The following is a 24,655-nucleotide window of genomic DNA, read 5'->3' as shown; positions in this document are numbered from 1 at the left end:
AGGCTTGTATGCAAATGCTTATTCGCCTGGCGACGCCGGGCGATATCGACACGCTCTTCGCCATTCGCACCTCGGTGGTGCAGAACCACCTGAGCCGCGAACAGATGAGCGACCTGGGGATTACCCCGCAGGTATTGGCGGACAGCATTCGCCAAGCGCCCTGTGTGTGGCTCGCCGAAGTGGAGGGTCACCCCGTGGCCTTCTCCATGGTCGACCTGAGTACCGGCGAGGTGTTTGCGATGTTCGTGTTGCCCGCCTACGAAGGTCTCGGCCTGGGTCGCCGCTTGATGGCGTTGGCTGAAGCGGCGTTGTTTGAACGGCATGAAACCCTGTTCCTGATCACCGACGGGCGCGACGAAATCCGCGCCAACGGCTTTTACCAACGGTTGGGTTGGTCAAAGGTCGGCCCGGTTGAGGGTGATGACGTTCGGTACCAGAAGAGCAGGGCGCCTTAATGCCATGAACCCACCAGAAGCCCCTTCGTCCTACAGCTTTCGCTACTTTGCGATTGGGATTCTGTGCGTCGCCGTGCTGCTCGGCGGCTATTTCGTACGGCTCAATGCCCAGGTCGACCGGGCGCGGGTCGAGGCGGCCGAACGTTTGGCGCTTTGCAGGCAAGTGGAACGCGTGGCCAGTGCCGCGTCGTCAACCAGTGTTGAACTTCGAGATACCTGTCGGCAATTAAACGGAGAGTCCACCGACAGTGCGGCACCGCTTTAATCAATAACCATTTTTAATATAAGGAGATATAAGCCTTACTTGCACCAAAAAGTGGCACTTATAACCTCGGCCACCCTAAAAAAGGTGTGGTTATTGAATGACTTACGACGCTTTTAATCCGACGAAAGGATTAAATTAATCTTGTTACAGCTTTTTACAATCGGTACTATAGCCGGGCGTTCACCTCCCACGGTTTATGCATTTTTAAATCCCAAGTTTCCATCAGCTACTTGGGATTTTTTTTGCCCGGAATTTGACCTCGGCGTCAAACTTCAATCTCGGCAAACTCTGCACGCATGCGTCCATTGCGTTTGGCCTGGTACAGCAACTTATCAACCGACTCGACGAACCCGAGCATGTCGCTGGTTGGCGTCACGATCTGCGTGCCGACGCCGAGGCTCAGGGTCAGCAGCTTCGACACCGCTGAAAAGCCATGTTCGATCTGCTGCTGGCAGACCAGGTGCAAGCAGCGCCGCGCCACCTGCCTTGCCGATGCGGCGTCAGTCTCCGGCAGCAACCACACAAACTCTTCGCCGCCGATGCGTGCAATAAAGTCCCGTGGCCGGTTGGCCGCCTGCGACAAGGTGCGCGCCACCTGGCGCAAGGCTTCGTCACCCTTGATATGGCCGTAGTGGTCGTTGTACTGCTTGAAAAAATCGATATCGAGGATGATCAACGACAGCGGCAACTGGCTGCGTTGGGCGCTGGCCCATTCACGCTCCAGCACGGTGTCGAACATGCGACGGTTGGCGATGCCCGTGAGGCCGTCCTGGAAGGAATATTCCTCCAGTTGTTTCTGCAGGCGGATCAGGTGTTCTTCAGTTTTCTTGCGCTCGCTGATATCAAACATAAAGCCGATCAACGCTTCGACCTCGTCACCCTTGCGCACCACATGCACCACGTCGCGGATCCACACATAGTCGCCGTTGACCGTCAGCGCGCGGTAATCGGCCTCGTGATCGACGCCGGCGCGCGATTGCGACACACAGAAATTCACCACGTATTCGCGGTCGTCCGGGTGCATGCGCTCGACCCAGTCGTCCACGCTCACCCAGCTTTGCGGGGTCCAGCCCAGCAACGCCTCGATCTGCGGGCCGATATAGCTGAACGTCATGGTCTGCCAATCGATGCGCCAAGGGATGGCTTTGGTCGATTCCAGCAGCGTTTTGTACACGTCACTATCGGGCTGGCTCGGAGGAATGAGGCTCATGGCGGGCTGCTCGGGATGATGGCAAAGAGCCAAGAGCGTCTTTTGAACGGCGCTCTGAGTCAAGCCTTCACCACAGCAGCAGACGAGAGGTCAGGTGCTGGGTTTCTGGCGTCAGCGCCCCAGCGTTTACGCTGCAAAATGCGGCACAGGTATCACTTTTGAATGAATTGTTCAGTGGCCGGCAAAAGCTTATCTAAGCTGGATGCATCACACCTGCAGGGTCGAACCCAGGGACGGGGGCTTGTCATGATGTCGATCACCGAACTCAACCGCATCATGGCCGTAGGCTTCCTGCCGCTTTCGTGTGATTGCAGCCTTAACAGCGATGGTTCGTTGCGCATCAGCGTATTTGAGCCGGCGTCCGGGCGTGTCGACTTGCTGTTGACGCGGGTGTCGCCCCAAGGCCTGGACAGCGTCCGTTCCGTCGCAAACCTTATTGGCGAACTGCGCACCGAGCTAAAAGCCGGGCGTCGAGGCTTTGCGGCCGTCAGTTAACTGTTGACGGTGCTGCTGGGCGCGGTGACGGCGCCGTAGTAGCGCCAGCAGCAATGCCGGTGTTCCGGCAGGATTACACAGCCGCTGAGGCTGGCGATCAGCAGGGCGGCGACAAGCAGAGTCAGGCGACGAGACATGGTTATTTCCTCATGGTGTGCATTGCGTTACACCTTGAACGCCGCCACTTGCACAAATCCGTCGGCATGCTTTCAAACATTTCATCAAGCGCCGCCATCCCCTGAGTAATACTCGCCTTAACCACCGTCGAGAAAAATTTAGTATTTCTCGCGACGGATTTTTCCTACCCCAGCGTTCAACCCATCAGCAGCGAACATTTTCGTCCGCCGTATGAAGGAGTTGCCATGAATCCACTGGCCAAATTGCGCTACGCCTTGCTGATCCCGATGGCCTTCGCCGCGCTTGTCAGCACCCCGACCTTCGCCCAGACCGAAGTGATCATTCGCCAGGCGCCGCCGGCGGAACGTGTCGAAGTGATCCCCGCCGAACGCCCAGGTTTTGTCTGGGACCGTGGCCACTGGCAGTGGGAGCGCGGCGCGTATGCCTGGGTGCCGGGCCACTGGCAGCCGGTGCAGCGTAATGCGCGCTGGGAACCTGGGCACTGGGAATCCCGTGGCCCCAACTGATACTGGCGTGAAGGCCACTGGGTCCGCTGAAACCTGAAACTTAGCCAGTGCATTGAGAACTACCCGATTGAAAGACACTGATCCGGACGTTGAGCTACTGGCACGTATCAGCAACAACGAGCCCGCCGCCGTCAACGAAATGGTGACGCGCAAGCTCCCGCGTTTGCTCGCGCTCGCCAGTCGGATCCTCGGGGATGCCGACGAGGCCAAGGACGTGGCCCAGGAAAGCTTCCTGCGCATCTGGCGCCAGGCGGCCAACTGGCGGCCTGGCGAAGCGCGTTTCGACACCTGGCTGCACCGCGTGGCACTCAACCTGTGCCACGACCGGTTGCGCCGGCGCAAGGAGCGCCCGTTGAACGAGGACGAGGTGCTGGAACTGGCCGACCACGCGCCGGCCCTTGATGAACAGTTGGAAACGGCCGACCGCAGTGCAAGGATGGCCGCCGCGTTGGCGACCTTGCCCGAGCGCCAGCGCGAAGCCATTGTGTTGCAGTACTACCAGGAGCTGTCGAACATCGACGCCGCGGCCCTGATGAACATCAGCGTCGAGGCACTGGAGAGCCTGCTGTCGCGGGCCCGACGCCAGTTGCGCAGTCAACTTGCCGACACACCCGGGCTCGCCCGCCCAGGAAGGGGAAAACCATGACACCTGAACGATTTGCGCACTTGGCTGACGCCTACGGGGCCAGCCTGCATCGCTGGCCCATCGCCGAGCGGGCGCCCGCCCAGGCGCTGCTCGACAGTGGTAACGCCAGCGCCCATGCGGCGTTGCGCGAGGTCAGTTGGCTGGATGCGCAGCTGGACAGCCACCAACTGGCATTCGCCGACCCGGCGCTGGCGCGGCAGATTCGCGACGCTGCACCGCGCCGTGAGTCGTTCTGGTCGCGCTACGCCAACTGGCTGTCACCGGCCGGGCTGGTCGGCGCGGGCCTTGCCGGCATCGCCGCCGGGGTGCTGGTGGCGTCGCTGAGCGTGCCGCTGCCGATGCTGTCATCCGACGTGCTGCCCAGCGTCTTCGATCAGGGCGATGCCGACATCGTCTTCACCGTCAACGCCGAGGAAACTGAGCAATGACCGCAAAATCCCTTAAACCGTGGTTGCTCGTCTCGGTGTTGCTCAACGTGTTTTTGATCGGCGGCGTGGGCGGTGGTCTCTACCACTTTATGGCGGCGGCCAAACCTGCCGAAGCGGTGGTCAACCAGCACGGCTTGCGCCAGGCCATGATCAAGTTGCCGGCTGAGCGCCGCAAGGAATTGCGCCAGTTGCTGCGCCAGAACCGTGCCGACAGCCAGCCGCTGATCATGGCCGGCCGCGAAGCGCGCCTGGGCGTGATCAAACAGCTCGAAGCGCCGACCCTGGACCGCGCAGTGCTGGTGACGGAACTGGCCAAGGCGCGCGAGGCCGACGTGGCACTGCGGGCGTTGGTGGATACCACACTGGCGCAGTTTGCGAGCAATTTGCCCCAGGATGAACGGCAGAAACTGGTCGAGGCGTTGTACCAGCGTGGGCAGGCCAAAAGCCGCGAGAAACTTCCCCAGGTCGCAGGGAATAAACCGCGCTCTTGAGCTGTTATGCACTCACGATCACCCTCGAGAGTTGCATATGCCGGCTGCTAAAAAGAAACAGGCTTTTGATTTTTCCTGTGGTGCTGCGTCCTTGCTGTGCGCCGCGGTGGTCAAGCCGTGAAGAGCTGTGTGTGAAGGCGAGCTTCCCGGTGATCCACGGCGCGCCCCCGCCGATGCCCGCCAATCGCCGGGCATTGTGTGTGGTGACCACGTTTGTGGTGGGGTTGCATTACGTGATGTTGCGTCCGGGTGGGGACTTCATGGACCCGGCGGACGGGGATAATCATGATAATTTCAAGACCATGAACACATGGTCGAAGGTCTATTCGCAGACGGGGTTTACGCTGGTGCTGGAGAAGGAAGTGGTGGTTTGGCTTTCGAGTTGATGCAGATCCACTGTGGTCAAAATCAAAACCAAAGCACTGAGTGGTTAGAGCAAAAGCGCTTTATTGCGGTGCGGCGGCGGATTGCAATCTCCCTGATACATCGAGATCCAAATGTGGGAGCGGGCTTGCCCGCGAAAGCGGTGTGTCAGCCACCGGATACATTGGCTGACCCACCGCGCTTTGTGGCGAGCGGGCTCGCCCCGCGTTGGGCTGCGAAGCAGCCCTGAAACCAGCCGACTCGGTCCACCTGAAAAATCGAGGTGACCTTATTGGGGCCGCTACGCAGCCCAACGCAGGACAAGCCTGCTCGCCACAAGGGCTACTCAGCGTGGCTGCACACACTCCACCGCACGATCCACCATCGCCCTCGCCATATCCACCAGATGCAGCACCGAAATCACCAGCGCCTGCGAAGTCCCCTCCAATCGATCACCGGCCTCCTGCGCCGTCGCCGCCGCACAGCGCAACAAACTGCTGGTATGCACCAACGCACTTTCAAAGCTGGTTTCAGCATCAACAGCGAACAGCATCGGTTCTACAGAATCGGGCGATGGAGCAGGGGAGAGATAGTGATCCAGCGCACGCTTATACGCGGCGTATTTTTGTGCTTGGTCGATCTTCACTGGCGGTTCGATCATCCTGACGGCCGCGTGTTTCTCATAGATATGCGCCACTGACCGGGGCAGCACTGCGATCAAATCCGAGCGTTCGATCATTGCAGGGCTGGAGAGGCTGCTGGTCCGCATCAGCCCGATCAGCTTGCAGATCGCGCGTGCCGACGGACGTGTCAGCAGCAGCGCGTTGGCCTTGAGCCTCGACTCGCTGCAAGAGCTTGGTTACCTTGAACACGGCGGCGTGTTGCCGTTTGTGATCCGCAAGACCGTGCAACGGACCCGACAAGGAGCGCTCAATGATTGACCCGCAAGTTCTGCAACAACTGGCCCCCAATGGCGTGCTGCGCGCCGCGATCAACTTAGGTAACCCGGTGTTGGCGCAACGCGGCGCGGGGGGCGAGCCCCAAGGCGTGTCGGTGGCATTGGCTCGGGCACTGGCCGAGGAGTTGGGCGTCGGCCTGGAACTGATCACCTTTGAGGCCGCCGGCAAGGTGTTTGCCGCCTTGGCTGATGACGTATGGCGCGTGGCGTTCCTGGCCATTGAGCCGGTGCGCGAACAGCAAATCGCCTTCAGCGCGCCTTATGTCGCGATCAAGGGCACGTACCTGGTGCCGACTGATTCGCCGCTGACACACGTCACGCAAGTGGATGCACCGGGCAAGCGTATCGCCGTCGGCCAGGGCGCGGCCTATGATCTGTACTTGAGCCGCACCGTGCAACATGCCGAGTTGGTGCGCGCGCCTACGTCAGCGGCAGCGGTGGACTGGTGTATCGAGCAAGGCCTGGACGCGGCGGCGGGTGTGCGGGATTTCTTGCAAACCAGGGTTTCTGACCAATGGCGGCTGGTGGACGACGACTTCATGACGATCCGCCAAGCGATGGCGGTGCCAGTGGCGCACGCAGCCGCTGCCGCGTTCGTCAAATCCTTTGTCGAACGGCAGAAAGCTAATGGTTTGGTGAAGCGAGGTTTGCTGGACAGCGGGCAGAGCGCGGAATTACAGGCGACGTAGGAAGGATTTGACGATGTGTCGCGTGGCGTCGGTGGTGTCCAGTTCGTCCAGGGCGCCATAGGCGTGCCAGCGGCAATCGACGATCTCGTTGCAAGGCCGCGCGTCGGCGATGTTCACCACTGAGGCTTCGAACACATGGTGCACGGTGTCGCGAGCCTTCAATTCCTGCAGATACAGCAAGCCGTCCACGTTCAGCCCGGTTTCTTCCTCCAACTCGCGCTCGGCCGCGCCGACCGGGCGTTCATTCCGCTCGACCTTGCCGCCGGGCAACGCCCATTTTGATCTGGCCTTGCGCACGAAGAGGATATGCCCCTCGTGTTCGCAAATGACCGTGGCCCTTATTTTCATCGTGTGTGCCCCCGCAGCGAGATGATTGTCATAAAAGTGTAATGCAATTGTCATGCTAAGTGCTTATGGCGTACACGGTTGGGGATGTGGATACTGACCGATTGATGAAAACGGACGAGGACAACAGATGACTACCGTACGTTGGGGCATGATCGGCTGTGGCAATGTCACTGAACTGAAGAGTGGACCCGCTTTCTACAAAGCGCCAGGTTCGGCCCTGGTTGCCGTGATGGGGCGCCGCGAGGAAGCGGTGCGCGATTATGCGTCACGCCATGGCATCGCGCGGTTCTACACCGACGCCCAGGCACTGATCGACGACCCCGAAGTGGACGCGGTGTACATCGCCACACCGCCCGACAGCCACCTCGAATACAGCCTGATGGTGGCCGCAGCCGGCAAGCATTGCTGCGTCGAAAAACCCATGTCGTTGAATGCCGAACAGAGCGCGTTGATGCAGCGCACGTTCGAGCGCGCCGGGCTGCATTTGTTTGTGTCTTACTACCGGCGCTCCTTGCCGCGCTTCCAAAAAGTGCGTGAGTGGCTGCAGGACGGACGCATCGGTGAATTGCGCCAAGTGATCTGGACCTTCAGCAAGCCGCCGAGCGCCGCCGATGCCAGCCCCGAGAACTGGCGTACCGACCCGGCGATTGCCGGTGGGGGCTACTTTGCCGACCTGGCCAGCCATGGGTTTGATCTGTTCCAGTACCTGGCCGGCGATATTGTCGAGGTCACCGGGTTTACGGCACGTCAGGCCGGGCAGTATGCGGCGGAAGATGCGGTGACGGCGTGCTGGACCTTCGGCTCCGGCGCATTGGGCATGGGCTGCTGGAACTTCGTTGCGCACTGCCGCGAAGACCGCGTCGAGCTGATCGGCAGCCGCGGTCGCATCACCTTTGCGGTGTTCGAGAACCAGCCGTTGCGCCTTGAGGGCGACGTCAACGAAGTGCTGGAAGTACTGCACCATGAACACATCCAGTGGCACCATGTGCTGGCCATGAACGCGCATATCCGTGGCGAAGCCGAGCACCCTTCGCTGGCCCTGGAGGCGTTGAAGACTGATCGGGTGCTGGACAAGGTGTTACAACGCAACCCCAATTTGCCGGGGTAATCGCGGTATACCTGCTTTTTCTCAAGGAATAGGCAAAATGAAATACTGGATGGTGGTGTGGCTGTTGCTGACCGCGCCTGTCATGGCGGCCCCGCGCAGCCAAGGCACGCCGGGGGAGTTTGATTTTTATGTGCTGTCGTTGTCGTGGTCACCGACGTTTTGCCTGACCAACCCCGGCAACGAGCAGTGCACAGGCAAAGGCTACGGGTTTGTGCTGCATGGGCTGTGGCCGCAGTACGCCAAAGGTGGCTGGCCGTCGTCATGCGATACACAATCGCGACTGTCGGCGGATGAGTTGGCCAAGGGCACGTTGATCTTCCCGACGCGCGCGTTGCTCAAGCATGAATGGACCAAGCACGGCACGTGCAGCGGGCTGGACGCTTCGCGTTATCTGGAGGCGACGGATACGGCCTTGGCGGCGGTGCAGATTCCCAAGCAATTGCAGCCGTTCAATGTGCCGAACTACATGCAGGCACGCGACATCGAGCAGCTGTTTCGCGAGAGCAACCCGGCCATGGGCGACCACGGCTTGGCGGTGATCTGCAAGGGCAAGGTGTTGTCCGAAGTGCGCGTGTGCCTGAGCAAGGAATTGCGTTTTGCCGGTTGCCCGCGAAGTGTGAAAACCCAGTGCAAGGGCGGCGATATCCGCATTCCGGTGCAGCGCTGATCAGTTGCCTGCGTGCAAGGCGATGGCCGCAGGCGCCGTCGAATTCGACGCGCCGGCGGCTGGCCCTCAAACCCTTCGCCGCGATGTTCGGCAAGGCCTGGGGCTATCCGCTGCTGGTGGTGGAATCCAAAGACCAGGCGTGGGCCTTGGCGCGGGATGTGCTGGATGAGCAGGTGTCCGACGTAGCGCACTTCTAAAATGCACCGCAAATACCCTGTGGGAGCTGGCTTGCCTGCGATAGCGGTGGGTCAGCCGCATTGATGCCGGCTGATACGGCCTCATCGCAGGCAAGCCAGCTCCCACAGGGATTTAGTGGTGCCCATTAGTCCGCGCGAACAACCCGGCTCACCGTGCTTGATGAGCAGATCCGCGACGTGGCGCATTTCTAAAATGCACGCGGTAAAAAAATGTGGGAGCGGGCTTGCTCGCGAATGCGGTGGGTCAGCTATACATCCGCTGACTGACACTCCGCCTTCGCGAGCAAGCCCGCTCCCACATTATTTAGGTGGTGCCCTTTAGTTCGCGTAAACCACTCGGCCCACGGTGCCTGATGAGCCGATCTCCAAGGTGGGAGCTGGCTTGCCTGCGATAGCGGTGGGTCAGCCACCGTGATGCCAACTGACACGGCCTCATCGCAGGCAAGCCAGCTCCCACAAGGATTTAGTGGTGCCCATTAGTCCGCGCGAACACCCCGGCTCGCCGTGCTTGATGAGCAGATCTGCGATGTGGCGCATTTCTAAAGTGCACGCGATAAAAAATGTGGGAGCGGGCTTGCTCGCGAATGCGGTGGGTCAGCTACACATCCGCTGACTGACACTCCGCCTTCGCGAGCAAGCCCGCTCCCACAGTGTTTAGGTGGTGCCCATTAGTTCGCGTAAACCAACCGGCCCACGGTGCCTGATGAGCCGATCTCCAAGGTGGGAGCTGGCTTGCCTGCGATAGCGGTGGGTCAGCCACCGTGATGCCAACTGACACGGCCTCATCGCAGGCAAGCCAGCTCCCACAGTGTTTAAGTGGTGCTATTTAGTCCACGCAAATCGCCCGGCCCAGCTTGCCTTTCTCTACCGTCGCCGAGCAGCCGAAGTGGCTGTTGTCCACCTGGCAGGTGCCCGCCACAGGGCCGTTGCCCGATTGCGTGGTCACGCTGGTCTGGCACTCGCCCTCACACTGGCTTGAATCGGTGCACGCCTTGCCCGCGTCCTTGTACGGCGTGATGCACTTCCAGCTCTGCAACTTGCCGACCTGCTTCATCGTGCCACCGCCCGCCAGGCAGGTGGAGGCGGCCGAGTCCTGTGCCGGCGCAGCGACGGGTGAGTGGGTCGAGCAGGCCGATACCAGCAACAGAGCGGCCAAGCCAATCATCAATTTCATGCAAAAGTCCTCGTGGAGTAAGCGCAGCGGTGCAGTGTATGAGCTATTGGACTACTTTGATTGACGAGCGATCCCTACCCGGAAGTGACCCATGCACACCTTATGGAAACGCTATGTCGCCCTGCTGGAAAACGACCTGAGCACGCAGATTTTCGACAACGTGAAAAACCTGCTGGTGTGCGCGCTGCTGTTTGCGGCGGGGACCAATACCTTGCTCGGGCAGCGTGAACTGTTTATCGGCGTGTTCGCTTCCAGCGTGGCGGGCTGGGGTTTGATCATTCTGTCGACGGTGTTGACGCTGCTGAACGTCAGCGACGGCATTCGCCGGCTGGCCAAGCTGCGGTATCACCTGGCGTTGCAACTGTTGCTGATCCTGGTTTACCTGGTGATTGCCGAGCGAGTGGTGGAGATAGTCTGGGGCTTTCGGGCGCATTGAAGTATCCTCCGCGCCCCGCTTATCACTGATTCAAAGAAACAATGACCGGACAAGACATGCAGGCGTTGCTCGAGTCGATCCTCGACGAAGTTCGTCCACTGATCGGCCTCGGCAAAGTCGCCGACTACATCCCCGCGTTGGCCGACGTGCCCGCCAACCAACTCGGCATCGCAGTGTACGGCAACGACGGCGCGGCCTATTGCGCCGGTGATGCCGACACGCTGTTTTCGGTGCAGAGCATTTCCAAGGTGTTCAGCCTGGTGCAGGCCATCGACCACGGCGGCGAAACCATCTGGGAACGCCTCGGCCATGAGCCGTCGGGGCAGCCGTTCAACTCCATGGTGCAGCTGGAATTCGAACGCGGCCGCCCGCGCAACCCGTTCATCAACGCCGGCGCGCTAGTGATCTGCGACATTAACCAATCGCGCTTTGCCGTGCCGATCCTGTCGATGCGCGACTTCGTGCGGCGCCTGTCGGGCAACCCGCAGATCCTGGTCAACAGCGTCGTCGCCGAGTCCGAAGCCCAACATGGCGCGCGCAACGCGGCCATGGCTTACCTGATGAAAGCCTTCGGCAACTTCCACAACGACGTCGACGCGGTGCTGCACAGCTACTTCAACTACTGCGCGCTGCAAATGAGCTGCCTGGACTTGGCCAAGGCCTTCAGCTTCCTCGCCAACCAAGGCACGAGTGCCCACAGCGGCGAGCAAATCCTCACCGCGCGCCAAACCAAGCAAGTCAACTCGATCATGGCCACCAGCGGGCTGTATGACGAGGCGGGGAATTTCGCCTATCGCGTGGGCTTGCCAGGCAAGAGCGGAGTCGGCGGCGGGATCGTCGCGGTGGTGCCGGGGCAATTTACAGTGTGCGTGTGGTCGCCGGAGCTGAACGCGGCGGGGAACTCGCTGGCGGGGATCAAGGCGTTGGAGTTGTTGAGTGAGCGCATTGGCTGGTCGGTGTTCTAAGGGCCAACGTTGATCGTTCCCACGCTCTGCGTGGGCATGCATCCGGTTGACGCTCCGCGTCACGTTGCGCAGGCCTGGAGTGCGGGGACGCAGAGCGTCCGGGGCGGCATTCCCACGCAGAGCGTGGGAACGATCTTAGGCTTTGCTCGGCTTCACGAACAGATCGAACATCAAGAACAACGCCCCGGCAGTAATTGCGATATCAGCAATATTAAACACGCCGGTATGCGTCGGCCCCACGTTCAGCACCATGTAATCCACCACATGCCCGTCGCGAAAAACACGGTCGATCAAGTTGGCGATACCGCCCAAGGCAATCGCGTAAAGCGGCAACACCTTGCGCAATGGCTGGCTCCAGTTGGCGAGCGACCAGCCCATCGCCCACGCCACTACGATGGCCACACCGACGATAAAGATGAGTTGTTTGACCTGCGGCGGCAACGCGGCGCCCAGGCTGAGGAAAGCGCCTGGGTTCAAGCTCAGTTCCAGTGCCAGGTTGATCGGGTTAGAGCCGATTTTGAAGCTGTTGGCGTGCAGTGAAACCAGGGCCAGCAGTTTGACGAGTTGGTCCACGGCGATAAAAGCGAGGCCAGCGAGGAGGGCGAAGGTGCGGCCTCGCAGTAGGGGCGACGTGCTCAAGCGGTAACTTCCTGTTTCGGGCTTTCGATAGAGCGCCCGAAGATAGCTCAGGCGCTGTATCGCGTCCATCTCTGGCCTCCAGGCTGATCGTTCCCACGCTCTGCGTGGGCATGCATCCGGTGACGCTCCGCGTCACGTTGCGCAGGCCTTGAGTGCGGCAGACGCAGAGCGTCCGGGGCGGCATTCCCACGCAGAGCGTGGGAACGATCTTTATGCGGCCGGGTGGGCCACGTTCAGTGCCTTGTCCACCAGCAGTTGCACTCCTTCGAGCATCCGGCAGATGCCCAGCGCGACGTTGCGCTGGGAACCGTCGATTTCAAAGGCCATATGGTTGGCGATGTCGCAGATGGACGCCAGGTCCTGGGAGGCATTGACCAGCAAGGTTTCGGTGCCCAGGTCGGCACGCACGGTGAAGAGGCCATCGCTGGGTTCGGGGCTGGGTTTGCCGGGGTTGAGGTAGTGGTTGATCGCGCGGTAGGCCACTTCGTGCAGGGTGCTGATGTCGAAGTCTGGATGGCTTGGGGGATTTGGGCTGTCTTTAATCATGGTGAAGCTCCTTTATAAATGGAACTGCCACGATTCGCGGTCAAACGAAAGAGGGTGGCAGCTATACGCGGGTTGACCGACCGGCCAAAAGGAGCAAAACCGGCATACCCGAAGGTATCCCGCGCACAGCTGCCGCGACACGATACCTCAGACGTAAAAAACGCCCAATATCGGTGTTAGCGCATTTGCTCTTTTGAAGTCGGACGGTCAAATCCGGCCGCTGAATTGGCAGCGACGACTAGAGGTTAGTCAGCCCTTTTCCGAGCCACAACCTGAAACCCTTGTCGGAAACTTCCGAGAGCCGCAAAGCCTGCGCACTACGATCGTTCCCACGCTCTGCGTGGGAACGCATCCGGTGACGCTCCGCGTCACGACCTCAAGAGCAGACGCAGAGCGTCCGGGGCGGCATTCCCACGCAGAGCGTGGGAACGATCTTTGAGCGCGTCTTGAAACCCTTATACACACCACCGCATCCAGCCCACCCCCAACAGCATAAGCACGGCGACGCCCAGCAATAGGGCGTGCGCCGGCCGTACACGGCGAATGCGGTCTTGCAGTAAACCGATGCCGCAGAGCGCGATCAGCGCCGCGAACGCCCAGCGAGGCAGGCGGGCGGTGATGCCCAAGCGGTTGCGTCTATTGGGTTTGATAGGCGAAGTGTTGCGGTTTGAGGTGTGGTGGGACGTCATGGACGAATCCTTTCGCACATGGTGAATGGGTAAGCCAATCGATGATTGAGCGCTCGACTGGCTAAGCTAACGGATTTTGCGGGTTCCGCAACCTGTGAGAATTGACAGTTTTTTAGACTGTTTGGGCCGTCAACTGATGTTCAACCTGTCCAGCAAGCTATACCAGGGCACACCGATGCCTGTTTAGAGCTGCTGTATCCCCTGCAATAACGAGATCTGGAGTCAGTCAGAAATAGATTCGATGGAGCAGTTAGGAAAAAAGCACTTTGTCTTCAGTTAAAACTGAATGAAGCGCGTGGCCCTTCACATTCTTCAGGCGTTGCTCGACAATGCGCGTTCTGTTCCGGAGTAGTTCAGCGGTAGAACACTCGGCTCTTAACCGGGTGGGCGCTGGTTCGAATCCAGCCTCCGGACCCATCGCACATACACCAATCTGGACATCTCTCCAGATCACATGGAGTGACTGGCATGGACGCAGGTTATGCAGTCTTCCAACTGTCGAAAGCGCTGCTTGCGCACGATTTGGATTGCGGTCCAGTCGCTCGCTTTAACGCCCGCAAACGTATTTCACGCTGGCAGCAGGTCATCGGGAACCTGCTGCAAGGCACGGTCGAGTATGGCTCGCGCACACCCATTGCTGAGGTTCCAGCCTGGGTTACGCTGGAGGTCGTTACGGGCGGCTTTGCGACCGGCAATCTGTTGGCTGGTGGCGAACTGACGGACTATGAACGTGAACTGGCCGCCTCTATCCCAGGTATTCGTCCAGGCTTTGAACGGCTCGATATCAATGCCTGGCATCTTACGGATGACGGCCTTGAGACCTTGCACTCACGTTTAGCCCGCTGTGATTATGCGGTCGATGTGCCGGAGGAGGCCGCGTTACTGACAGTAGCCTGGCTAGTCGGGCAGCAGCGCACCGAGCAGGCTCGGGCGCTGATAGACGTGATTGGGCCGTTCTTTGACCGATTGCGTTTCTTCCCGTCGGCCTCTACGCAGCTGCCGATCTCAGCCGCGCAGGTGCACATTGTGGACGCTGGCGAGATCAAGCAGTTGCTTTCAACCTTGCCGCCTCAGGCTCGGGTCACTGTGCAGAAACAGACAATCGAAACGCGTTTGCCGCTTTATGATTCAGCTGTTTCGCATTTCCTCCTGACCTATGAGGCTGGCTGGCCGTGCCGTCATTACCCGAGTGGGTGGCGCGAGCGGGCGGCCGAGTTAACGGTGGATTTTAAGCGGTCGGGTAGGGACAGGCGCTCTTCGAATCGCGTGGAGGAACTGTTTTCTTTACTTGGGCAATGTTCCCGCGACGCGCAATCGCTCACCGGGCGTCAAGTCGGTCGCATACGGCAAATCGTCGATGATTTTGTGCGCAAGCATGGCGATCCGGGTTCAGTCTCTCACCGTGCGTTGCGTGCGAATCAACTTAGTCAGGTGGCGGGGCCGGAGCATCACCTCATTGCCCGTATGGTGGCGAACCGGCTCTCAACATATCCCGCGCAAGGTGGTCTCTCGGATTTTGCTGATTTGATAGCGCCAATCACCGCTGAGGAGGCATTGACGTTTGGGCAGGGCGAGGGCGTTGCCATTCCACCAGCGATCCAGCGCCGTCTTCTGCGATGTCGGAGTGGGACGATTAGCGAATTGATCGAGGATGGGCTGATTACTTCAGGCGATACCGTCGCGCGGGTGTTGCCCGCGATGACTGCGCAACTGAGTAGCTCGGGGTTGCGCGATGAAGCGCTAAGAATGGTATACGCCTCTACCTATCGCGCGTTCCGGCGGCGGCGTTCGTTATTGCTGCTGAACCTTCAACGTCAGGTTGGCCTCAGTGAGTTGCCTTGGGTTGCCGTCATTGAAGGCGACCGCCAGCCCGGTGCTGTGGTGGCGGGCGCTGCCAAGCAGGCGCTGGTTGAGTCATCGGCGTTGACGCTTTCTGCTTTTCCATACGCCATCTTGCCTAACAAGCTTCTCCAGGAATTTTCAGCACTAGCGGACACCGCGGAACTGGACCTGCCCTTTGTTGAAGAGGTCGCTGCAGATATCTTCATGGGTAAGTTTTCCGATAAGTTTGCCGATGCTGCCAGGCGAGCAGGCCGGGTGCTGGAAGGCTCCCTTTACGCACGTTATTACGACATTGATACCGATGAGCTGGCGGGCCTTGTTACCCGCGGGCGGCGACGTGCGCGCGTAGCAAGCGATGTCTTCGCGACGCTCTGCGCAAGGCGTGCAGGAGCTGAGCTGGGCACGTGGCACCCGGCAACCAATGGCACCATTCTTGAGCAACAGCAAATTTTAACCACGCAAAACCTCGCGTTACTGTTTGAAGAACTTGGGTTGAAGGTTTTGCTGCAGCCGAGACTGAGCAGCATGGTGCGAGCGTGTTTTGAGTGGATCTGCAAACGGCATCAGATGCGGGTTGAGCACTATCATGCTCGGTTGATAATGCTCAAAAATACCGCTTATGCCTGGCGCCAGATGGTGTTCTACCTGGCGATGCTCGATGAGTGTGAGCGCACAGATGCCTTGGCGTCAGTCGAGGCTTATTTCTCCACACAGCCATTGGCTTTTCGAGAAAAATTTCTTCCGCTGATGAGGGGGTTGCGCAGGGCTTGTGGCGGCGAGGTGTTGCCTCAGCACGCTCCCGCTGAGGATGGCGCGAGAGTCTTTTTGGGATGGACAACCACGCGGCATTGGTTGCTACCGCCGCAGGACGTGGCTTCATGCCGGGCGGGTGAGCAGTAATGACACTGACGATTCAAGTGTGGGAGCGGGCTTGCTCGCGAAAGCGGAGTGTCAGTGCCGAATATGTTGACTGACACCCTGCATTCGCGAGCAAGCCCGCTCCCACATTTGAATCTTCTTTGGATTTTGGAGCTGTATTGCCCAAACAAAAAATGCGCCCCTAAGGGCGCATTTTTTTGTTCGGTCAGCTACCGCCTATTCAGGCAATCGCATCCCAAGCCCGATCACCGTGCTCGTCTTTAATCCGAGTCGGCAGGCCCATCACGTCCAGCGCCTTGAGGAACGGCTCAGCCGGCAATTCTTCAACGTTGGCCATGTGCTTCACATCCCATTCACCACGCGCAACCAGCAGCGCAGCGGCCACCGGAGGCACGCCTGCGGTGTAGGAGATGCCCTGGCTGTCAGTTTCAGCAAAGGCTTCTTCATGGCAGGCCACGTTGTAGATGAACAGCTCGCGTGGCTGGCCATCCTTGGTGCCCTTGACCAGGTCACCGATGCAGGTTTTGCCGGTGTAGCCTGGGGCGAGCGAAGACGGGTCGGGCAGTACGGCCTTGACCAGTTTCAGCGGCACGACTTCCAGGCCTTCGGCGGTGGTGACCGGTTTTTCGGAGAGCAGGCCGAGGTTTTTCAGTACGGTGAACACGTTGATGTAGTGTTCGCCGAAGCTCATCCAGAAACGCACGTTGGGCACGTCGAGGTTTTTCGACAGCGAGTGCACTTCATCGTGGCCGGTCAGGTACAGGTTTTGCGAACCGACTACCGGCAGGTCGTCGGTGCGTTTGACTTCGAACATGGTGTTGCTGGTCCACTGGCTGTTCTGCCAGCTCCACACCTGCCCGGTGAATTCGCGGAAGTTGATTTCCGGGTCGAAGTTGGTGGCGAAGTATTTGCCATGGCTGCCGGCATTGACGTCGAGAATGTCGATCGAATCAATGCGGTCGAAATGCTGTTGCTGTGCCAACGCGGCATACGCGTTGACCACACCCGGGTCGAAGCCCACGCCAAGGATGGCGGTGATGTTCTTCTGTTTGCACTCTTCCAGGTGGTTCCATTCGTAGTTGCCGTACCACGGCGGGGTCTCGCAGACCTTGCCCGGCTCTTCGTGGATGGCGGTGTCGAGGTACGCAACGCCGGTGTCGATGCAGGCGCGCAGTACCGACATGTTGAGGAAGGCGGAGCCTACGTTGATGACGATCTGCGAGTCGGTCTCGCGGATCAGGGCCTTGGTCGCTTCCACGTCCAGGGCGTTCAGCGCGAAGGCCTGGATGTCGGCGGGCACCTTGAGGCTACCCTTGGCCTTGACGCTGTCGATGATGGCCTGGCATTTGGAGATGTTGCGCGACGCGATAGCAATACGACCGAGTTCGTCGTTGTGCTGCGCGCACTTGTGGGCCACCACCTTGGCGACACCTCCTGCACCAATGATAAGAACGTTCTTTTTCAATTGCTTTATCTCTCCTTTATCCGCCAGCTTACGAAAGGCTGGACAGGTAGTCGTCGTAACCAAATTCACGAACCACCTCGACTGTACCGTCGAGTTGTTTCACTACGATGGACGGCATTTTCAGGCCGTTGAACCAGTTTTTCTTGACCATGGTGTAGCCTGCGGTGTCGATGAACGACAGCCGATCGCCGATGGCCAGCGGACGATCAAATTGGTATTCGCCGAAAATGTCCCCGGCCAGGCAGGATTTGCCGCACACCATGACGGTGTGTTCACCCTCGCTTGGCGCCAACTTGGCGTTGAGGCGGTAGATCAGCAGGTCCAGCAGGTGAGCTTCGATGGAACTGTCGACCACGGCGAGGTTTTTGCCGTTGTAGAGAGTGTCGAGCACGGTGACTTCCAGCGAGGCGCTGTTGGTGATCGCCGCTTCGCCGGGTTCCAGGTACACCTGCACGCCGTACTTCTCGGAGAACGCCTTCAACCGCGCGCAGAACGCGTCGATGGCATAGTCTTCACCGGTGAAGTGAATGCCGCCGCCGAGGCTGACCCACTTGACCTTGTGCAGCAGTGCACCGAAGCGCTCTTCGATGGTGCCGAGCATTTTGTCGAACAGGCTGAAGTCGCCGTTCTCGCAGTTGTTGTGGAACATGAAGCCTGTGATTTGCTCGATCACGCCTTCGATCTTCACCGGGTCCCATTCGCCCAAACGGCTGAACGGGCGCGCCGGGTCGGCCAGCAGGTAGTCGGAGCTGCTCACCTGCGGGTTCACGCGCAGGCCACGGGTCTTGCCCTCGGAACGCTCGGCAAAACGCTGCAGCTGGCTGATCGAGTTGAAGATGATCTTGTCGCAGTTATCCAGCATCTCTTCGATTTCATCGTCAGCCCAGGCCACGCTGTAGGCGTGTGCTTCACCTTCGAACTTCTGGCGGCCGAGCTTCAACTCATACAGCGACGACGAGGTGGTGCCGTCCATGTATTGCTGCATCAGGTCGAACACCGACCAGGTGGCGAAGCACTTGAGCGCCAGCAGAGCCTTGGCGCCGGACTGTTCGCGCACGTAAGCAATCTTCTGCATGTTGACCAGAAGTTTCTGTTTATCGATGAGGTAGTACGGCGTTTTGATCATTTTTGAGAGCCTGCGGCGGTGCCTGCCAAAAAAGGACACGCATTGTGCCCGCACTTGGATCAGATCGAAAGGTTCGTGGGCGGATTTTGCTGCGCCCGATTTTTAATCGTAGCGGCGAAGTATGACTATCTATGGGTATATCCCGGATCAGTGTGGGAGCGGGCTTGCTCGCGAAGGCGGTGTGTCAGTCACAGGTTTTTTTACTGCACCGCCGCATTCGCGAGCAAGCCCGCTTCCACATTTGGAGCTGTGTATCCGCGGACATAGCGCCAATAACTGCCGTAAAACTGTCATCACCTTACCACTGGAATGCCATATTTGATCGCTACTGTCCTCGCCAATGAGATCGATCTCAAAGCGAGTGACAATGACCGACCTGAAAGACGTTGCGCAGCTGGCCGGGGTATCCCGTGCCACTGCCGCCCGCACCTTTGCCTCCCCCGACCAAGTGCGCCCGGCCACCCGTGAACAGGTGTTCGCCGCCGCCCGCGAGTTGGGCTTTCGGCCTAACTTGCTCGGCCGCCAGCTGCGCCTGCAAACCACCAACCTGATCGGCGTGGTGGTGCCCAACCTGCTCAACCCGGTGTTCGCCGAGCAGTTCCAGGCCATGGAGCGAGCCGCCCGACTGCGCGGCTACAGCCTGTTGCTGGCGACCACCGACTACAGCAGCGAGCGCGAAAGCATCGTGGTGGAAGAATTGCTGCGCCAGCGTGTCGATGGCCTGGTGCTGACGGTCACCGACGCCGAAAGCAACAGCGTGCTCAACAGCCTTGCCAACGAACAAACCCCGTTCGTGCTGGCCTATCACCAGCCGAGCAACCCCAACTACAGCGCGGTGTCGGTCGACAACCGCGCGGGCATGGCCCTGGCCACGCGTTATCTGCTGGAAGCGGGGCACCGGCGCATCAGCATGGTCGCCGGCCCCGCGTTGCAGTCCGACCGCGCCCGGCTGCGCTACGCCGGTTATTGCGACGCAATGCGCGAGTACGGTCTTAGAAGCCGTGCCGTGATTGAAATGCCGGCCCACACCCAGGCCGAGTTCGCGGCAATCGAGCCGTTTCTCCAAGGCCCGCAGGCGCCGACTGCGCTGGTGTGTTCCAACGATTTCCTCGCGATCAGCCTGATCGCCGAGCTGCGCCGCAACGCCTGGAATGTGCCCGAGCAACTCTCGGTGATGGGCTTTGACGGCATCGCCCTCGGCACCCAGATGCACCCGACGCTGTGCAGCGTGGTGCAGCCCATCGGCCTGTTGGCCAGCACTGTGATTGATCAACTGCTGGCGCAAATCGCCGGCAACGCTCCGATTTCCCATTGCCTGCCGTGCCATATCCGGCCCGGCGACAGCACTCAACCCCTTGAGGAGACACCTGATGCGCGCGTTCAGTAAAACCCTGGCAGCTGTGCTGCTGTGCGGCTTGGCCAGCCTGGCCCAGGCCGCCGAAACCGCGATTTGCTACAACTGCCCGCCGGACTGGGCCGACTGGGGCAGCCAGCTAAAGGCCATCGCCGCCAGCACCGGCGTGCAAGTGCCGCTGGACAACAAAAACTCCGGCCAGTCCCTGGCGCAGTTGGTGGCCGAAAAGGCCGCGCCGGTGGCGGACGTGGTGTATTACGGCGTGACCTTCGGCCTGCAGGCGCAAAAAGCCGAGGTGGTCGGCACCTACAAGCCCAAGGGCTGGGAGCAGATCCCCGCCGGCTTGAAAGACCCGGCCGGGCACTGGTTTGCGATCCACTCGGGCACCTTGGGCATCATGGTCAACGTCGATGCGCTGGGCGGCTTGCCGGTGCCGCAAAGCTGGGCTGACCTGCTCAAACCTGAATACAAAGGCATGGTCGGTTACCTCGACCCGTCCAGCGCCTTCGTCGGCTACGTCTCCGCCGTGGCGATCAACCGCGCCCTGGGTGGCGACCTGGATAACTTCGCCCCGGCCATCGACTACTTCCAGAAGCTGGCCAAAAACGCGCCCATCGTGCCCAAGCAAACCGCCTATGCGCGGGTGCTGTCCGGTGAGCTGCCGATCCTGGTGGACTACGACTTCAACGCCTACCGCGCCCGTTACAAGGACAACGCCAACGTCGCGTTCGTGATCCCCAAAGAGGGCAGCATCAGCGTGCCGTACGTGATGAGCCTGGTGGCCAACGCGCCGCACCGCGCGAACGCCGAGAAGGTCCTCGATTTCGTGCTCTCTGATGAAGGCCAGGCGCTGTGGGCCAAGGCCTACCTGCGCCCGGTGCGCCCAATGAAAATGCCGGCCGACGTCGCCGCGCAGTTCCTGCCCGACAGTGATTACGCGCGTGCCGGTGTGGTGGACTACGAAAAAATGGCCGCCGTGCAGGAAGCCTTCGCCGCCCGTTACCTGAACGAGGTCAAGTAAGTGGCCACATCGGCAAAACAGGCCGCCTGGGCATTGGCCCCGGCGTTTGCGGTGCTGCTCGCGTTCTGGCTGTTGCCGCTGGCGCACTTGGTGGTGCTCGGCGCCGAGAGCCGCGACAGCAACGGCAGTGGTTATTGGCAGGTGCTGAGCAGCACGCAGTATTTGGGCAGCCTGGCGCAAACCTGTGTGCTGGCTGTTGTCGTGACGCTTGCGGCGTTGCTGATTGGCGGAATCAGCGGCGTGTTTCTCGCACGGCAGCAGTTCTTTGGCCGTTCGGCATTGGTGGCCTTGCTCACTTTTCCCCTGGCGTTTCCCGGCGTGGTGGTGGGCTTTTTGGTGATCGTGCTGGCCGGGCGCCAAGGCCTGTTTGCGGCCCTGGGCCTGCAACTGGCCGGTGAGCGCTGGATCTTCGCCTACTCGCTGGCGGGGTTGTTTGTCGGCTACCTGTACTTCTCGATCCCACGGGTGATTCTCACGGTGATGGCCGCGTGCGAAAGCCTCGACCGCAGCCTTGAGGAAGCTGCGCATTCGTTGGGCGCAGGGCATTGGCGCGTGGTGTGCGACGTGATTGTGCCGGGCCTCGCGCCGGCATTGGCGTCCTGCGGGGCGATTTGCTTTGCCACGTCCATGGGCGCATTCGGCACGGCCTTTACCTTGGGTACGCGACTCAACGTCACCCCGGTGGCGATCTACAACGTGTTCACCAATTACGCCAACTTTGCCGTCGCCGCCGCACTGTCGGTGGTGCTCGGTGCGGTGACCTGGGCGGTGTTGCTGCTCACGCGCCGCCTGGTGAAAAACGCGGGGACGGTCCTGTGAAGCGCTCATCGCTGTTTGTGATTCAACTGCTGTTCACCTTGCTGGTGTGCGCCTTCATGTTGGTGCCGGTGCTGATGTCATTACTGGCCGGGTTGACGCGTAACTTCTTCGTTGGCCTGTCCAGCGGCTTGACCTTCGACTGGCTGGTGCAGGTGTGGCAGGCCTATTCGCCGACCGTGTGGTTGTCGCTGCAACTGGCCGTGGCCTGTGCGGTGTGCGTCTGTGTGATCGGCGTGCCGGCAGCCTATGCGCTGGTGCGGATGAACAACCGCTTCAGCCGTGCCTTTGAGGAACTGATGGTGCTGCCGGTGGCAATGCCGGGGCTGGCCAGTGCGCTGGCGTTGCTGCTGACTTATGGTCAGTTCGGCAGTTTCCGCAGCAGTTGGTTGTTCATCCTCGTCGGCCATGTGCTGTTCACCTTGCCGTTCCTCGTACGCCCGGTGATGGCGGTGATGCAACGCCAGCAACTGCCGGTGTTGGAGGAGGCCGCCGCCAGCCTTGGCGCCGGACCGATCAAGCGCTTTTTCAGCGTGGTGGTGCCCAACTGCCGGGCGGGAATTCTCGCCGGTGTGCTGATGGTGGTGACCCTGAGCCTGGGTGAATTCAACCTGACCTGGATGCTGCACACGCCGATGACCAAGACGCTGCCCGTGGGCCTGGCCGACAGCTACGCCTCGGCGCGCCTGGAAATCGCCAGCGCCTACACCCTTATCTTTTTGCTGATGATCGTGCCGCTGCTGATTGCGCTGCAGGCCATCAGTGCCCGTTTGTCCCGTGGAGAGCGTCGATGACCGCTATCACTATCCGCCTGCAGGGCTGTCGCAAGGCATTCGCCGACGGCACCGTGGCCGTGCATGACCTGAACCTGACCGTCGAAGGCGGCGAAACCCTGGCGATTCTCGGCCCATCCGGCTGTGGCAAAACCACCACCTTGCGCCTGATTGCGGGGCTGGAGCGCCCGGACGTGGGCCAAGTGTTTTTCGGCGACCAGGACGTCACCCGTCTGCCCATCGAGCGGCGTGATGTGGGCATGGTGTTCCAGAATTACGCGCTGTTTCCCAACCTGGACGTGGCCGGCAACATTGTCTACGGCTTGAAGATTCGCGGTGTTCCCGCGCCTGAGCGTAACAAGCGCTGCGAGGAATTATTGGAACTGGTGGGCTTGCAGCACCACGGCCAGCGCAGCATCCATGAACTCTCGGGCGGCCAGCGTCAGCGTGTGGCCTTGGCCCGCGCGCTCGCGCCGCGCCCCAAAGTGCTGTTGCTTGATGAGCCGTTGGCAGCCCTGGATGCGCAATTGCGCGAGCGCCTGCGCAGTGAGTTGGATCAACTGCTGCGCGGGCTTGGCATTACCTCGGTGTTCGTCACCCATGATCAGGGCGAAGCCATGGCCCTGGGCGACCGCATTCTGGTGATGGAGCAGGGGCGCGTGGCGCAACTGGCCAGCCCACGGGAAATCTACCAGCAACCGGCCAATGCATTCGTCGCAGGCTTCGTCGGCAACCTCAATGCCTTCACGGTGCTGGAGCGCAGCGCCCATGGCCTGAAAGTCTGCGGCGGTGAGCTGCCCTGGCACACCGCCGACTTACCGAGCACTGTCTACTGCCGCCCCGAACACCTGCGTGTCATGGAAGACGAAGGGCATTTGCACGGCCATCTGTTGGCGCAGTTCTTCCAGGGCGCGCAAAGCCGCCTGCTGGTGGATGTCGGCGGCCCGCAACCGTTGCTGGTGGACAGCAGCGACAACCAACTGCACCGCGTCGGCGCGCCGATTGCCCTGGCGATTGCGCCGCACATGTTGTTCACCCTGAATACGTGAGTCTTTATTTTGAACCGTCCGTTTGTAGTTGCTCAAATCAGCGACCTGCACCTTAAAGCCGGCAACCGCCTCACCTATGGCGTGGTCGATACCCTGGGCGCGCTGCGCCGCGCCGTCGACCATCTGAACGCCAGTTACCCACGCCCCGATATCGTGGTGATCAGCGGCGACCTGGTGGACTTCGGCCGCGCCGATGAATACGCCGTGCTGCACCCGGAATTGGCGCGCCTGCACATGCCGTGCTACCTGGTGCCCGGCAACCACGACACACGCGGGCCGTTGCTGGAGGCCTTCGCTGATCACGCCTATTTACCCGCGTCGGCAGACGGCCCGCTGGATTGGGTCGTGGATAAACACCCGTTGCGGTTGATCGGTCTCGATTCGACCATTCCCGGTGGCCATGGCGGCCAACTGCTCGACAGCCAGTTGCAGTGGCTCGACGCGCAATTGGCACTGCGCCCCGAGGCCCCGACCTTGCTGATCCTGCATCACCCGCCGTTTATCAGCGGCATCGGCCATATGGACCGCGAGCCCTTTATCAACGCCGCCGCCCTGGAGCAAGTGGTCGCCCGCCACCCGCAAGTGGAACGGCTGTTGTGCGGGCACCTGCACCGGCCGATGCAACGGCGGTTCGGCGGCAGCCTGAGTTGTGTATGCCCCGGCACTTCGCACCAGATCGTGCTCGACCTGCAAGACGCTGCGCCTGCGCATTTCAACCTGGAACCGGCGGGCTACTTGCTGCACCGCTGGGATGAACAGCAGGGTTTGATCAGCCACAACGGCGTGTTCGGGGATTACCCGGGACCGTATCCGTTTTATGACGCTCATGGATTGATTGACTGAGGTTTTACGGAGGTTCACTTCACTCAACTAAGCACTTAAACGTTCGTTAACGCGGCGGCCAACCGAGTTTGGCC

The 24,655-nt window shown here is 60.5% G+C and carries 32 protein-coding genes and 1 tRNA gene; 23 read left to right on the top strand and 10 right to left on the bottom strand.

From position 1 onward, the window contains the following. Positions 1–8: 8 nt before the first annotated feature. Together HX783_RS21825 and HX783_RS21820 are read left to right on the top strand one after the other, a co-directional pair. Positions 9–455 (top strand): GNAT family N-acetyltransferase, encoded by a 447-nt coding sequence (locus tag HX783_RS21825; protein ID WP_177018194.1) that lies wholly within the window; start codon positions 9–11, stop codon positions 453–455. Positions 456–459: 4 nt separating this feature from the next. Next, positions 460–720: a hypothetical protein gene (locus tag HX783_RS21820; RefSeq protein ID WP_177018193.1), complete on the top strand. Its 261-nt coding sequence runs from the start codon at positions 460–462 to the stop codon at positions 718–720. A 265-nt stretch (positions 721–985) separates the two neighbouring features. Here the strand turns inward: HX783_RS21820 and HX783_RS21815 are convergent, their stop codons facing one another. After that, the gene (locus HX783_RS21815; RefSeq protein WP_177018192.1) at positions 986–1,930 is read right to left on the bottom strand and encodes a sensor domain-containing diguanylate cyclase; all 945 of its coding nucleotides are present in this window, start codon (positions 1,928–1,930) and stop codon (positions 986–988) included. A 246-nt stretch (positions 1,931–2,176) separates the two neighbouring features. On the opposite strand from HX783_RS21815, the gene HX783_RS21810 reads away from it, so the two are divergent. Beyond that, positions 2,177–2,425, top strand: a complete 249-nt coding sequence (locus HX783_RS21810; protein WP_159957254.1) for a DUF1652 domain-containing protein — start codon at positions 2,177–2,179, stop codon at positions 2,423–2,425. Here HX783_RS21810 and HX783_RS21805 read toward each other — a convergent pair. After that, positions 2,422–2,562 (bottom strand): hypothetical protein, encoded by a 141-nt coding sequence (locus HX783_RS21805; RefSeq protein WP_174245634.1) that lies wholly within the window; start codon positions 2,560–2,562, stop codon positions 2,422–2,424. The two genes, HX783_RS21810 and HX783_RS21805, sit on opposite strands and share 4 nt — an antisense overlap. Before the next feature lie 225 nt (positions 2,563–2,787). On the opposite strand from HX783_RS21805, the gene HX783_RS21800 reads away from it, so the two are divergent. From HX783_RS21800 to HX783_RS21780, 5 genes are all read left to right on the top strand, one after another. Next, complete coding sequence (locus tag HX783_RS21800; protein ID WP_177018191.1) at positions 2,788–3,069, top strand: YXWGXW repeat-containing protein; 282 nt, start codon at positions 2,788–2,790, stop codon at positions 3,067–3,069. Positions 3,070–3,136: 67 nt separating this feature from the next. After that, on the top strand, positions 3,137–3,715 hold the full coding sequence (locus HX783_RS21795) for an RNA polymerase sigma factor (protein WP_177018190.1): 579 nt from the start codon (positions 3,137–3,139) through the stop codon (positions 3,713–3,715). Next, positions 3,712–4,143: a hypothetical protein gene (locus tag HX783_RS21790; RefSeq protein WP_177018189.1), complete on the top strand. Its 432-nt coding sequence runs from the start codon at positions 3,712–3,714 to the stop codon at positions 4,141–4,143. The genes HX783_RS21795 and HX783_RS21790 overlap by 4 nt, the downstream gene beginning before the upstream one ends. Then, positions 4,140–4,634, top strand: a complete 495-nt coding sequence (locus HX783_RS21785) for a periplasmic heavy metal sensor (RefSeq protein ID WP_159957246.1) — start codon at positions 4,140–4,142, stop codon at positions 4,632–4,634. Before HX783_RS21790 ends, HX783_RS21785 begins: the two co-directional genes overlap by 4 nt. A 131-nt stretch (positions 4,635–4,765) precedes the next feature. Next, on the top strand, positions 4,766–5,020 hold the full coding sequence (locus HX783_RS21780; protein WP_256347234.1) for a hypothetical protein: 255 nt from the start codon (positions 4,766–4,768) through the stop codon (positions 5,018–5,020). Positions 5,021–5,343: 323 nt separating this feature from the next. Here HX783_RS21780 and HX783_RS30030 read toward each other — a convergent pair whose 3' ends face one another. Then, on the bottom strand, positions 5,344–5,766 hold the full coding sequence (locus HX783_RS30030) for a DUF6124 family protein (protein ID WP_256347233.1): 423 nt from the start codon (positions 5,764–5,766) through the stop codon (positions 5,344–5,346). 13 nt (positions 5,767–5,779) lie between these two features. Here HX783_RS30030 and HX783_RS21770 point away from each other — a divergent pair, with 13 nt between their 5' ends. Next, complete coding sequence (locus HX783_RS21770; protein ID WP_177018188.1) at positions 5,780–5,938, top strand: hypothetical protein; 159 nt, start codon at positions 5,780–5,782, stop codon at positions 5,936–5,938. Beyond that, positions 5,931–6,644: a transporter substrate-binding domain-containing protein gene (locus HX783_RS21765; protein ID WP_177018187.1), complete on the top strand. Its 714-nt coding sequence runs from the start codon at positions 5,931–5,933 to the stop codon at positions 6,642–6,644. The genes HX783_RS21770 and HX783_RS21765 overlap by 8 nt, the downstream gene beginning before the upstream one ends. Here HX783_RS21765 and HX783_RS21760 read toward each other — a convergent pair. Beyond that, positions 6,630–6,992 carry an NUDIX hydrolase gene (locus HX783_RS21760; RefSeq protein ID WP_177018186.1) on the bottom strand — a complete coding sequence of 121 codons (363 nt, stop codon included), beginning with the start codon at positions 6,990–6,992 and terminating at the stop codon, positions 6,630–6,632. The two genes, HX783_RS21765 and HX783_RS21760, sit on opposite strands and share 15 nt — an antisense overlap. 127 nt (positions 6,993–7,119) lie before the next feature. Between HX783_RS21760 and HX783_RS21755 the strand changes: the two genes are divergently transcribed. From HX783_RS21755 to HX783_RS21745, 3 genes are read left to right on the top strand one after another with little or no spacing between them, the layout of a single operon-like run. Continuing rightward, entirely contained in the window at positions 7,120–8,100 is a 981-nt protein-coding gene (locus HX783_RS21755; RefSeq protein ID WP_177018185.1) for a Gfo/Idh/MocA family protein, read from the top strand. Between the two features lie 37 nt (positions 8,101–8,137). After that, positions 8,138–8,767 carry a ribonuclease T2 gene (locus tag HX783_RS21750; protein ID WP_177018184.1) on the top strand — a complete coding sequence of 210 codons (630 nt, stop codon included), beginning with the start codon at positions 8,138–8,140 and terminating at the stop codon, positions 8,765–8,767. After that, positions 8,728–8,964, top strand: coding sequence for a hypothetical protein (locus HX783_RS21745; protein WP_177018112.1), 237 nt, complete (start codon positions 8,728–8,730; stop codon positions 8,962–8,964). The genes HX783_RS21750 and HX783_RS21745 overlap by 40 nt, the downstream gene beginning before the upstream one ends. An 826-nt stretch (positions 8,965–9,790) precedes the next feature. Here HX783_RS21745 and HX783_RS21740 read toward each other — a convergent pair. Further along, positions 9,791–10,138: a hypothetical protein gene (locus HX783_RS21740; protein WP_177018183.1), complete on the bottom strand. Its 348-nt coding sequence runs from the start codon at positions 10,136–10,138 to the stop codon at positions 9,791–9,793. Between the two features lie 91 nt (positions 10,139–10,229). Between HX783_RS21740 and HX783_RS21735 the strand changes: the two genes are divergently transcribed. Together HX783_RS21735 and glsB are read left to right on the top strand one after the other, a co-directional pair. Beyond that, positions 10,230–10,574: a hypothetical protein gene (locus HX783_RS21735; protein ID WP_177018182.1), complete on the top strand. Its 345-nt coding sequence runs from the start codon at positions 10,230–10,232 to the stop codon at positions 10,572–10,574. 56 nt (positions 10,575–10,630) lie between these two features. Beyond that, a complete protein-coding gene (gene glsB, locus HX783_RS21730) occupies positions 10,631–11,539 on the top strand; it encodes a glutaminase B (protein WP_159961500.1) in 909 nt (302 codons plus the stop codon). Positions 11,540–11,674: 135 nt separating this feature from the next. Here glsB and HX783_RS21725 read toward each other — a convergent pair whose 3' ends face one another. From HX783_RS21725 to HX783_RS21715, 3 genes are all read right to left on the bottom strand, one after another. Beyond that, a complete protein-coding gene (locus HX783_RS21725; RefSeq protein WP_159957228.1) occupies positions 11,675–12,178 on the bottom strand; it encodes a signal peptidase II in 504 nt (167 codons plus the stop codon). A gap of 210 nt (positions 12,179–12,388) precedes the next feature. Then, positions 12,389–12,724 (bottom strand): DUF6124 family protein, encoded by a 336-nt coding sequence (locus HX783_RS21720; protein ID WP_177018181.1) that lies wholly within the window; start codon positions 12,722–12,724, stop codon positions 12,389–12,391. A gap of 455 nt (positions 12,725–13,179) precedes the next feature. After that, positions 13,180–13,413 carry a hypothetical protein gene (locus tag HX783_RS21715; protein WP_177018180.1) on the bottom strand — a complete coding sequence of 78 codons (234 nt, stop codon included), beginning with the start codon at positions 13,411–13,413 and terminating at the stop codon, positions 13,180–13,182. 342 nt (positions 13,414–13,755) lie between these two features. On the opposite strand from HX783_RS21715, the gene HX783_RS21710 reads away from it, so the two are divergent. Both HX783_RS21710 and HX783_RS21705 read left to right on the top strand, forming a co-directional pair. Continuing rightward, positions 13,756–13,830, top strand: a tRNA-Lys gene (locus HX783_RS21710). A 51-nt stretch (positions 13,831–13,881) separates the two neighbouring features. Next, positions 13,882–16,155 (top strand): hypothetical protein, encoded by a 2,274-nt coding sequence (locus tag HX783_RS21705; protein WP_177018179.1) that lies wholly within the window; start codon positions 13,882–13,884, stop codon positions 16,153–16,155. 199 nt (positions 16,156–16,354) lie between these two features. Here HX783_RS21705 and HX783_RS21700 read toward each other — a convergent pair whose 3' ends face one another. Continuing rightward, positions 16,355–17,599, bottom strand: coding sequence for a saccharopine dehydrogenase family protein (locus HX783_RS21700; RefSeq protein WP_159957220.1), 1,245 nt, complete (start codon positions 17,597–17,599; stop codon positions 16,355–16,357). Between the two features lie 28 nt (positions 17,600–17,627). Next, positions 17,628–18,725 carry a carboxynorspermidine decarboxylase gene (locus tag HX783_RS21695; RefSeq protein ID WP_159957218.1) on the bottom strand — a complete coding sequence of 366 codons (1,098 nt, stop codon included), beginning with the start codon at positions 18,723–18,725 and terminating at the stop codon, positions 17,628–17,630. Between the two features lie 367 nt (positions 18,726–19,092). On the opposite strand from HX783_RS21695, the gene HX783_RS21690 reads away from it, so the two are divergent. The 6 genes from HX783_RS21690 to HX783_RS21665 are packed head-to-tail and all read left to right on the top strand — an operon-like array spanning position 19,093 to position 24,581. Continuing rightward, positions 19,093–20,112: a LacI family DNA-binding transcriptional regulator gene (locus HX783_RS21690; protein ID WP_177018178.1), complete on the top strand. Its 1,020-nt coding sequence runs from the start codon at positions 19,093–19,095 to the stop codon at positions 20,110–20,112. Next, positions 20,096–21,100 carry an ABC transporter substrate-binding protein gene (locus HX783_RS21685; protein ID WP_177018177.1) on the top strand — a complete coding sequence of 335 codons (1,005 nt, stop codon included), beginning with the start codon at positions 20,096–20,098 and terminating at the stop codon, positions 21,098–21,100. The genes HX783_RS21690 and HX783_RS21685 overlap by 17 nt, the downstream gene beginning before the upstream one ends. Next, positions 21,101–21,919 (top strand): ABC transporter permease, encoded by an 819-nt coding sequence (locus HX783_RS21680; RefSeq protein ID WP_177018176.1) that lies wholly within the window; start codon positions 21,101–21,103, stop codon positions 21,917–21,919. It abuts the gene before it with no gap. Further along, entirely contained in the window at positions 21,916–22,710 is a 795-nt protein-coding gene (locus tag HX783_RS21675) for an ABC transporter permease (RefSeq protein ID WP_177018175.1), read from the top strand. Before HX783_RS21680 ends, HX783_RS21675 begins: the two co-directional genes overlap by 4 nt. Next, positions 22,707–23,738 carry an ABC transporter ATP-binding protein gene (locus tag HX783_RS21670; RefSeq protein ID WP_177018174.1) on the top strand — a complete coding sequence of 344 codons (1,032 nt, stop codon included), beginning with the start codon at positions 22,707–22,709 and terminating at the stop codon, positions 23,736–23,738. The genes HX783_RS21675 and HX783_RS21670 overlap by 4 nt, the downstream gene beginning before the upstream one ends. Positions 23,739–23,747: 9 nt before the next feature. Beyond that, positions 23,748–24,581 carry a phosphodiesterase gene (locus HX783_RS21665; RefSeq protein ID WP_159957208.1) on the top strand — a complete coding sequence of 278 codons (834 nt, stop codon included), beginning with the start codon at positions 23,748–23,750 and terminating at the stop codon, positions 24,579–24,581. Positions 24,582–24,655 lie beyond the last annotated feature (74 nt).

Source organism: Pseudomonas sp. D2002, assembly GCF_013385735.1.
GTDB lineage: Bacteria > Pseudomonadota > Gammaproteobacteria > Pseudomonadales > Pseudomonadaceae > Aquipseudomonas.
This window is presented reverse-complemented; position numbering and strand designations above follow the sequence as displayed.

Excerpts from the sequence above, each read along its gene's own strand:
- HX783_RS21825 (WP_177018194.1), top strand. The coding sequence starts at position 9 with ATGCAAATGCTTATTCGCCTGGCGACGCCGGGCGATATCGACACGCTC.
- HX783_RS21820 (WP_177018193.1), top strand. The coding sequence starts at position 460 with ATGAACCCACCAGAAGCCCCTTCGTCCTACAGCTTTCGCTACTTTGCG.
- HX783_RS21815 (WP_177018192.1), bottom strand. The coding sequence starts at position 1,930 with ATGAGCCTCATTCCTCCGAGCCAGCCCGATAGTGACGTGTACAAAACG.
- HX783_RS21810 (WP_159957254.1), top strand. The coding sequence starts at position 2,177 with ATGATGTCGATCACCGAACTCAACCGCATCATGGCCGTAGGCTTCCTG.
- HX783_RS21805 (WP_174245634.1), bottom strand. The coding sequence starts at position 2,562 with ATGTCTCGTCGCCTGACTCTGCTTGTCGCCGCCCTGCTGATCGCCAGC.
- HX783_RS21800 (WP_177018191.1), top strand. The coding sequence starts at position 2,788 with ATGAATCCACTGGCCAAATTGCGCTACGCCTTGCTGATCCCGATGGCC.
- HX783_RS21790 (WP_177018189.1), top strand. The coding sequence starts at position 3,712 with ATGACACCTGAACGATTTGCGCACTTGGCTGACGCCTACGGGGCCAGC.
- HX783_RS21785 (WP_159957246.1), top strand. The coding sequence starts at position 4,140 with ATGACCGCAAAATCCCTTAAACCGTGGTTGCTCGTCTCGGTGTTGCTC.
- HX783_RS30030 (WP_256347233.1), bottom strand. The coding sequence starts at position 5,766 with ATGCGGACCAGCAGCCTCTCCAGCCCTGCAATGATCGAACGCTCGGAT.
- HX783_RS21765 (WP_177018187.1), top strand. The coding sequence starts at position 5,931 with ATGATTGACCCGCAAGTTCTGCAACAACTGGCCCCCAATGGCGTGCTG.
- HX783_RS21760 (WP_177018186.1), bottom strand. The coding sequence starts at position 6,992 with ATGAAAATAAGGGCCACGGTCATTTGCGAACACGAGGGGCATATCCTC.
- HX783_RS21755 (WP_177018185.1), top strand. The coding sequence starts at position 7,120 with ATGACTACCGTACGTTGGGGCATGATCGGCTGTGGCAATGTCACTGAA.
- HX783_RS21750 (WP_177018184.1), top strand. The coding sequence starts at position 8,138 with ATGAAATACTGGATGGTGGTGTGGCTGTTGCTGACCGCGCCTGTCATG.
- HX783_RS21740 (WP_177018183.1), bottom strand. The coding sequence starts at position 10,138 with ATGAAATTGATGATTGGCTTGGCCGCTCTGTTGCTGGTATCGGCCTGC.
- HX783_RS21735 (WP_177018182.1), top strand. The coding sequence starts at position 10,230 with ATGCACACCTTATGGAAACGCTATGTCGCCCTGCTGGAAAACGACCTG.
- glsB (WP_159961500.1), top strand. The coding sequence starts at position 10,631 with ATGCAGGCGTTGCTCGAGTCGATCCTCGACGAAGTTCGTCCACTGATC.
- HX783_RS21720 (WP_177018181.1), bottom strand. The coding sequence starts at position 12,724 with ATGATTAAAGACAGCCCAAATCCCCCAAGCCATCCAGACTTCGACATC.
- HX783_RS21715 (WP_177018180.1), bottom strand. The coding sequence starts at position 13,413 with ATGACGTCCCACCACACCTCAAACCGCAACACTTCGCCTATCAAACCC.
- HX783_RS21705 (WP_177018179.1), top strand. The coding sequence starts at position 13,882 with ATGGACGCAGGTTATGCAGTCTTCCAACTGTCGAAAGCGCTGCTTGCG.
- HX783_RS21695 (WP_159957218.1), bottom strand. The coding sequence starts at position 18,725 with ATGATCAAAACGCCGTACTACCTCATCGATAAACAGAAACTTCTGGTC.
- HX783_RS21690 (WP_177018178.1), top strand. The coding sequence starts at position 19,093 with ATGACCGACCTGAAAGACGTTGCGCAGCTGGCCGGGGTATCCCGTGCC.
- HX783_RS21685 (WP_177018177.1), top strand. The coding sequence starts at position 20,096 with ATGCGCGCGTTCAGTAAAACCCTGGCAGCTGTGCTGCTGTGCGGCTTG.
- HX783_RS21670 (WP_177018174.1), top strand. The coding sequence starts at position 22,707 with ATGACCGCTATCACTATCCGCCTGCAGGGCTGTCGCAAGGCATTCGCC.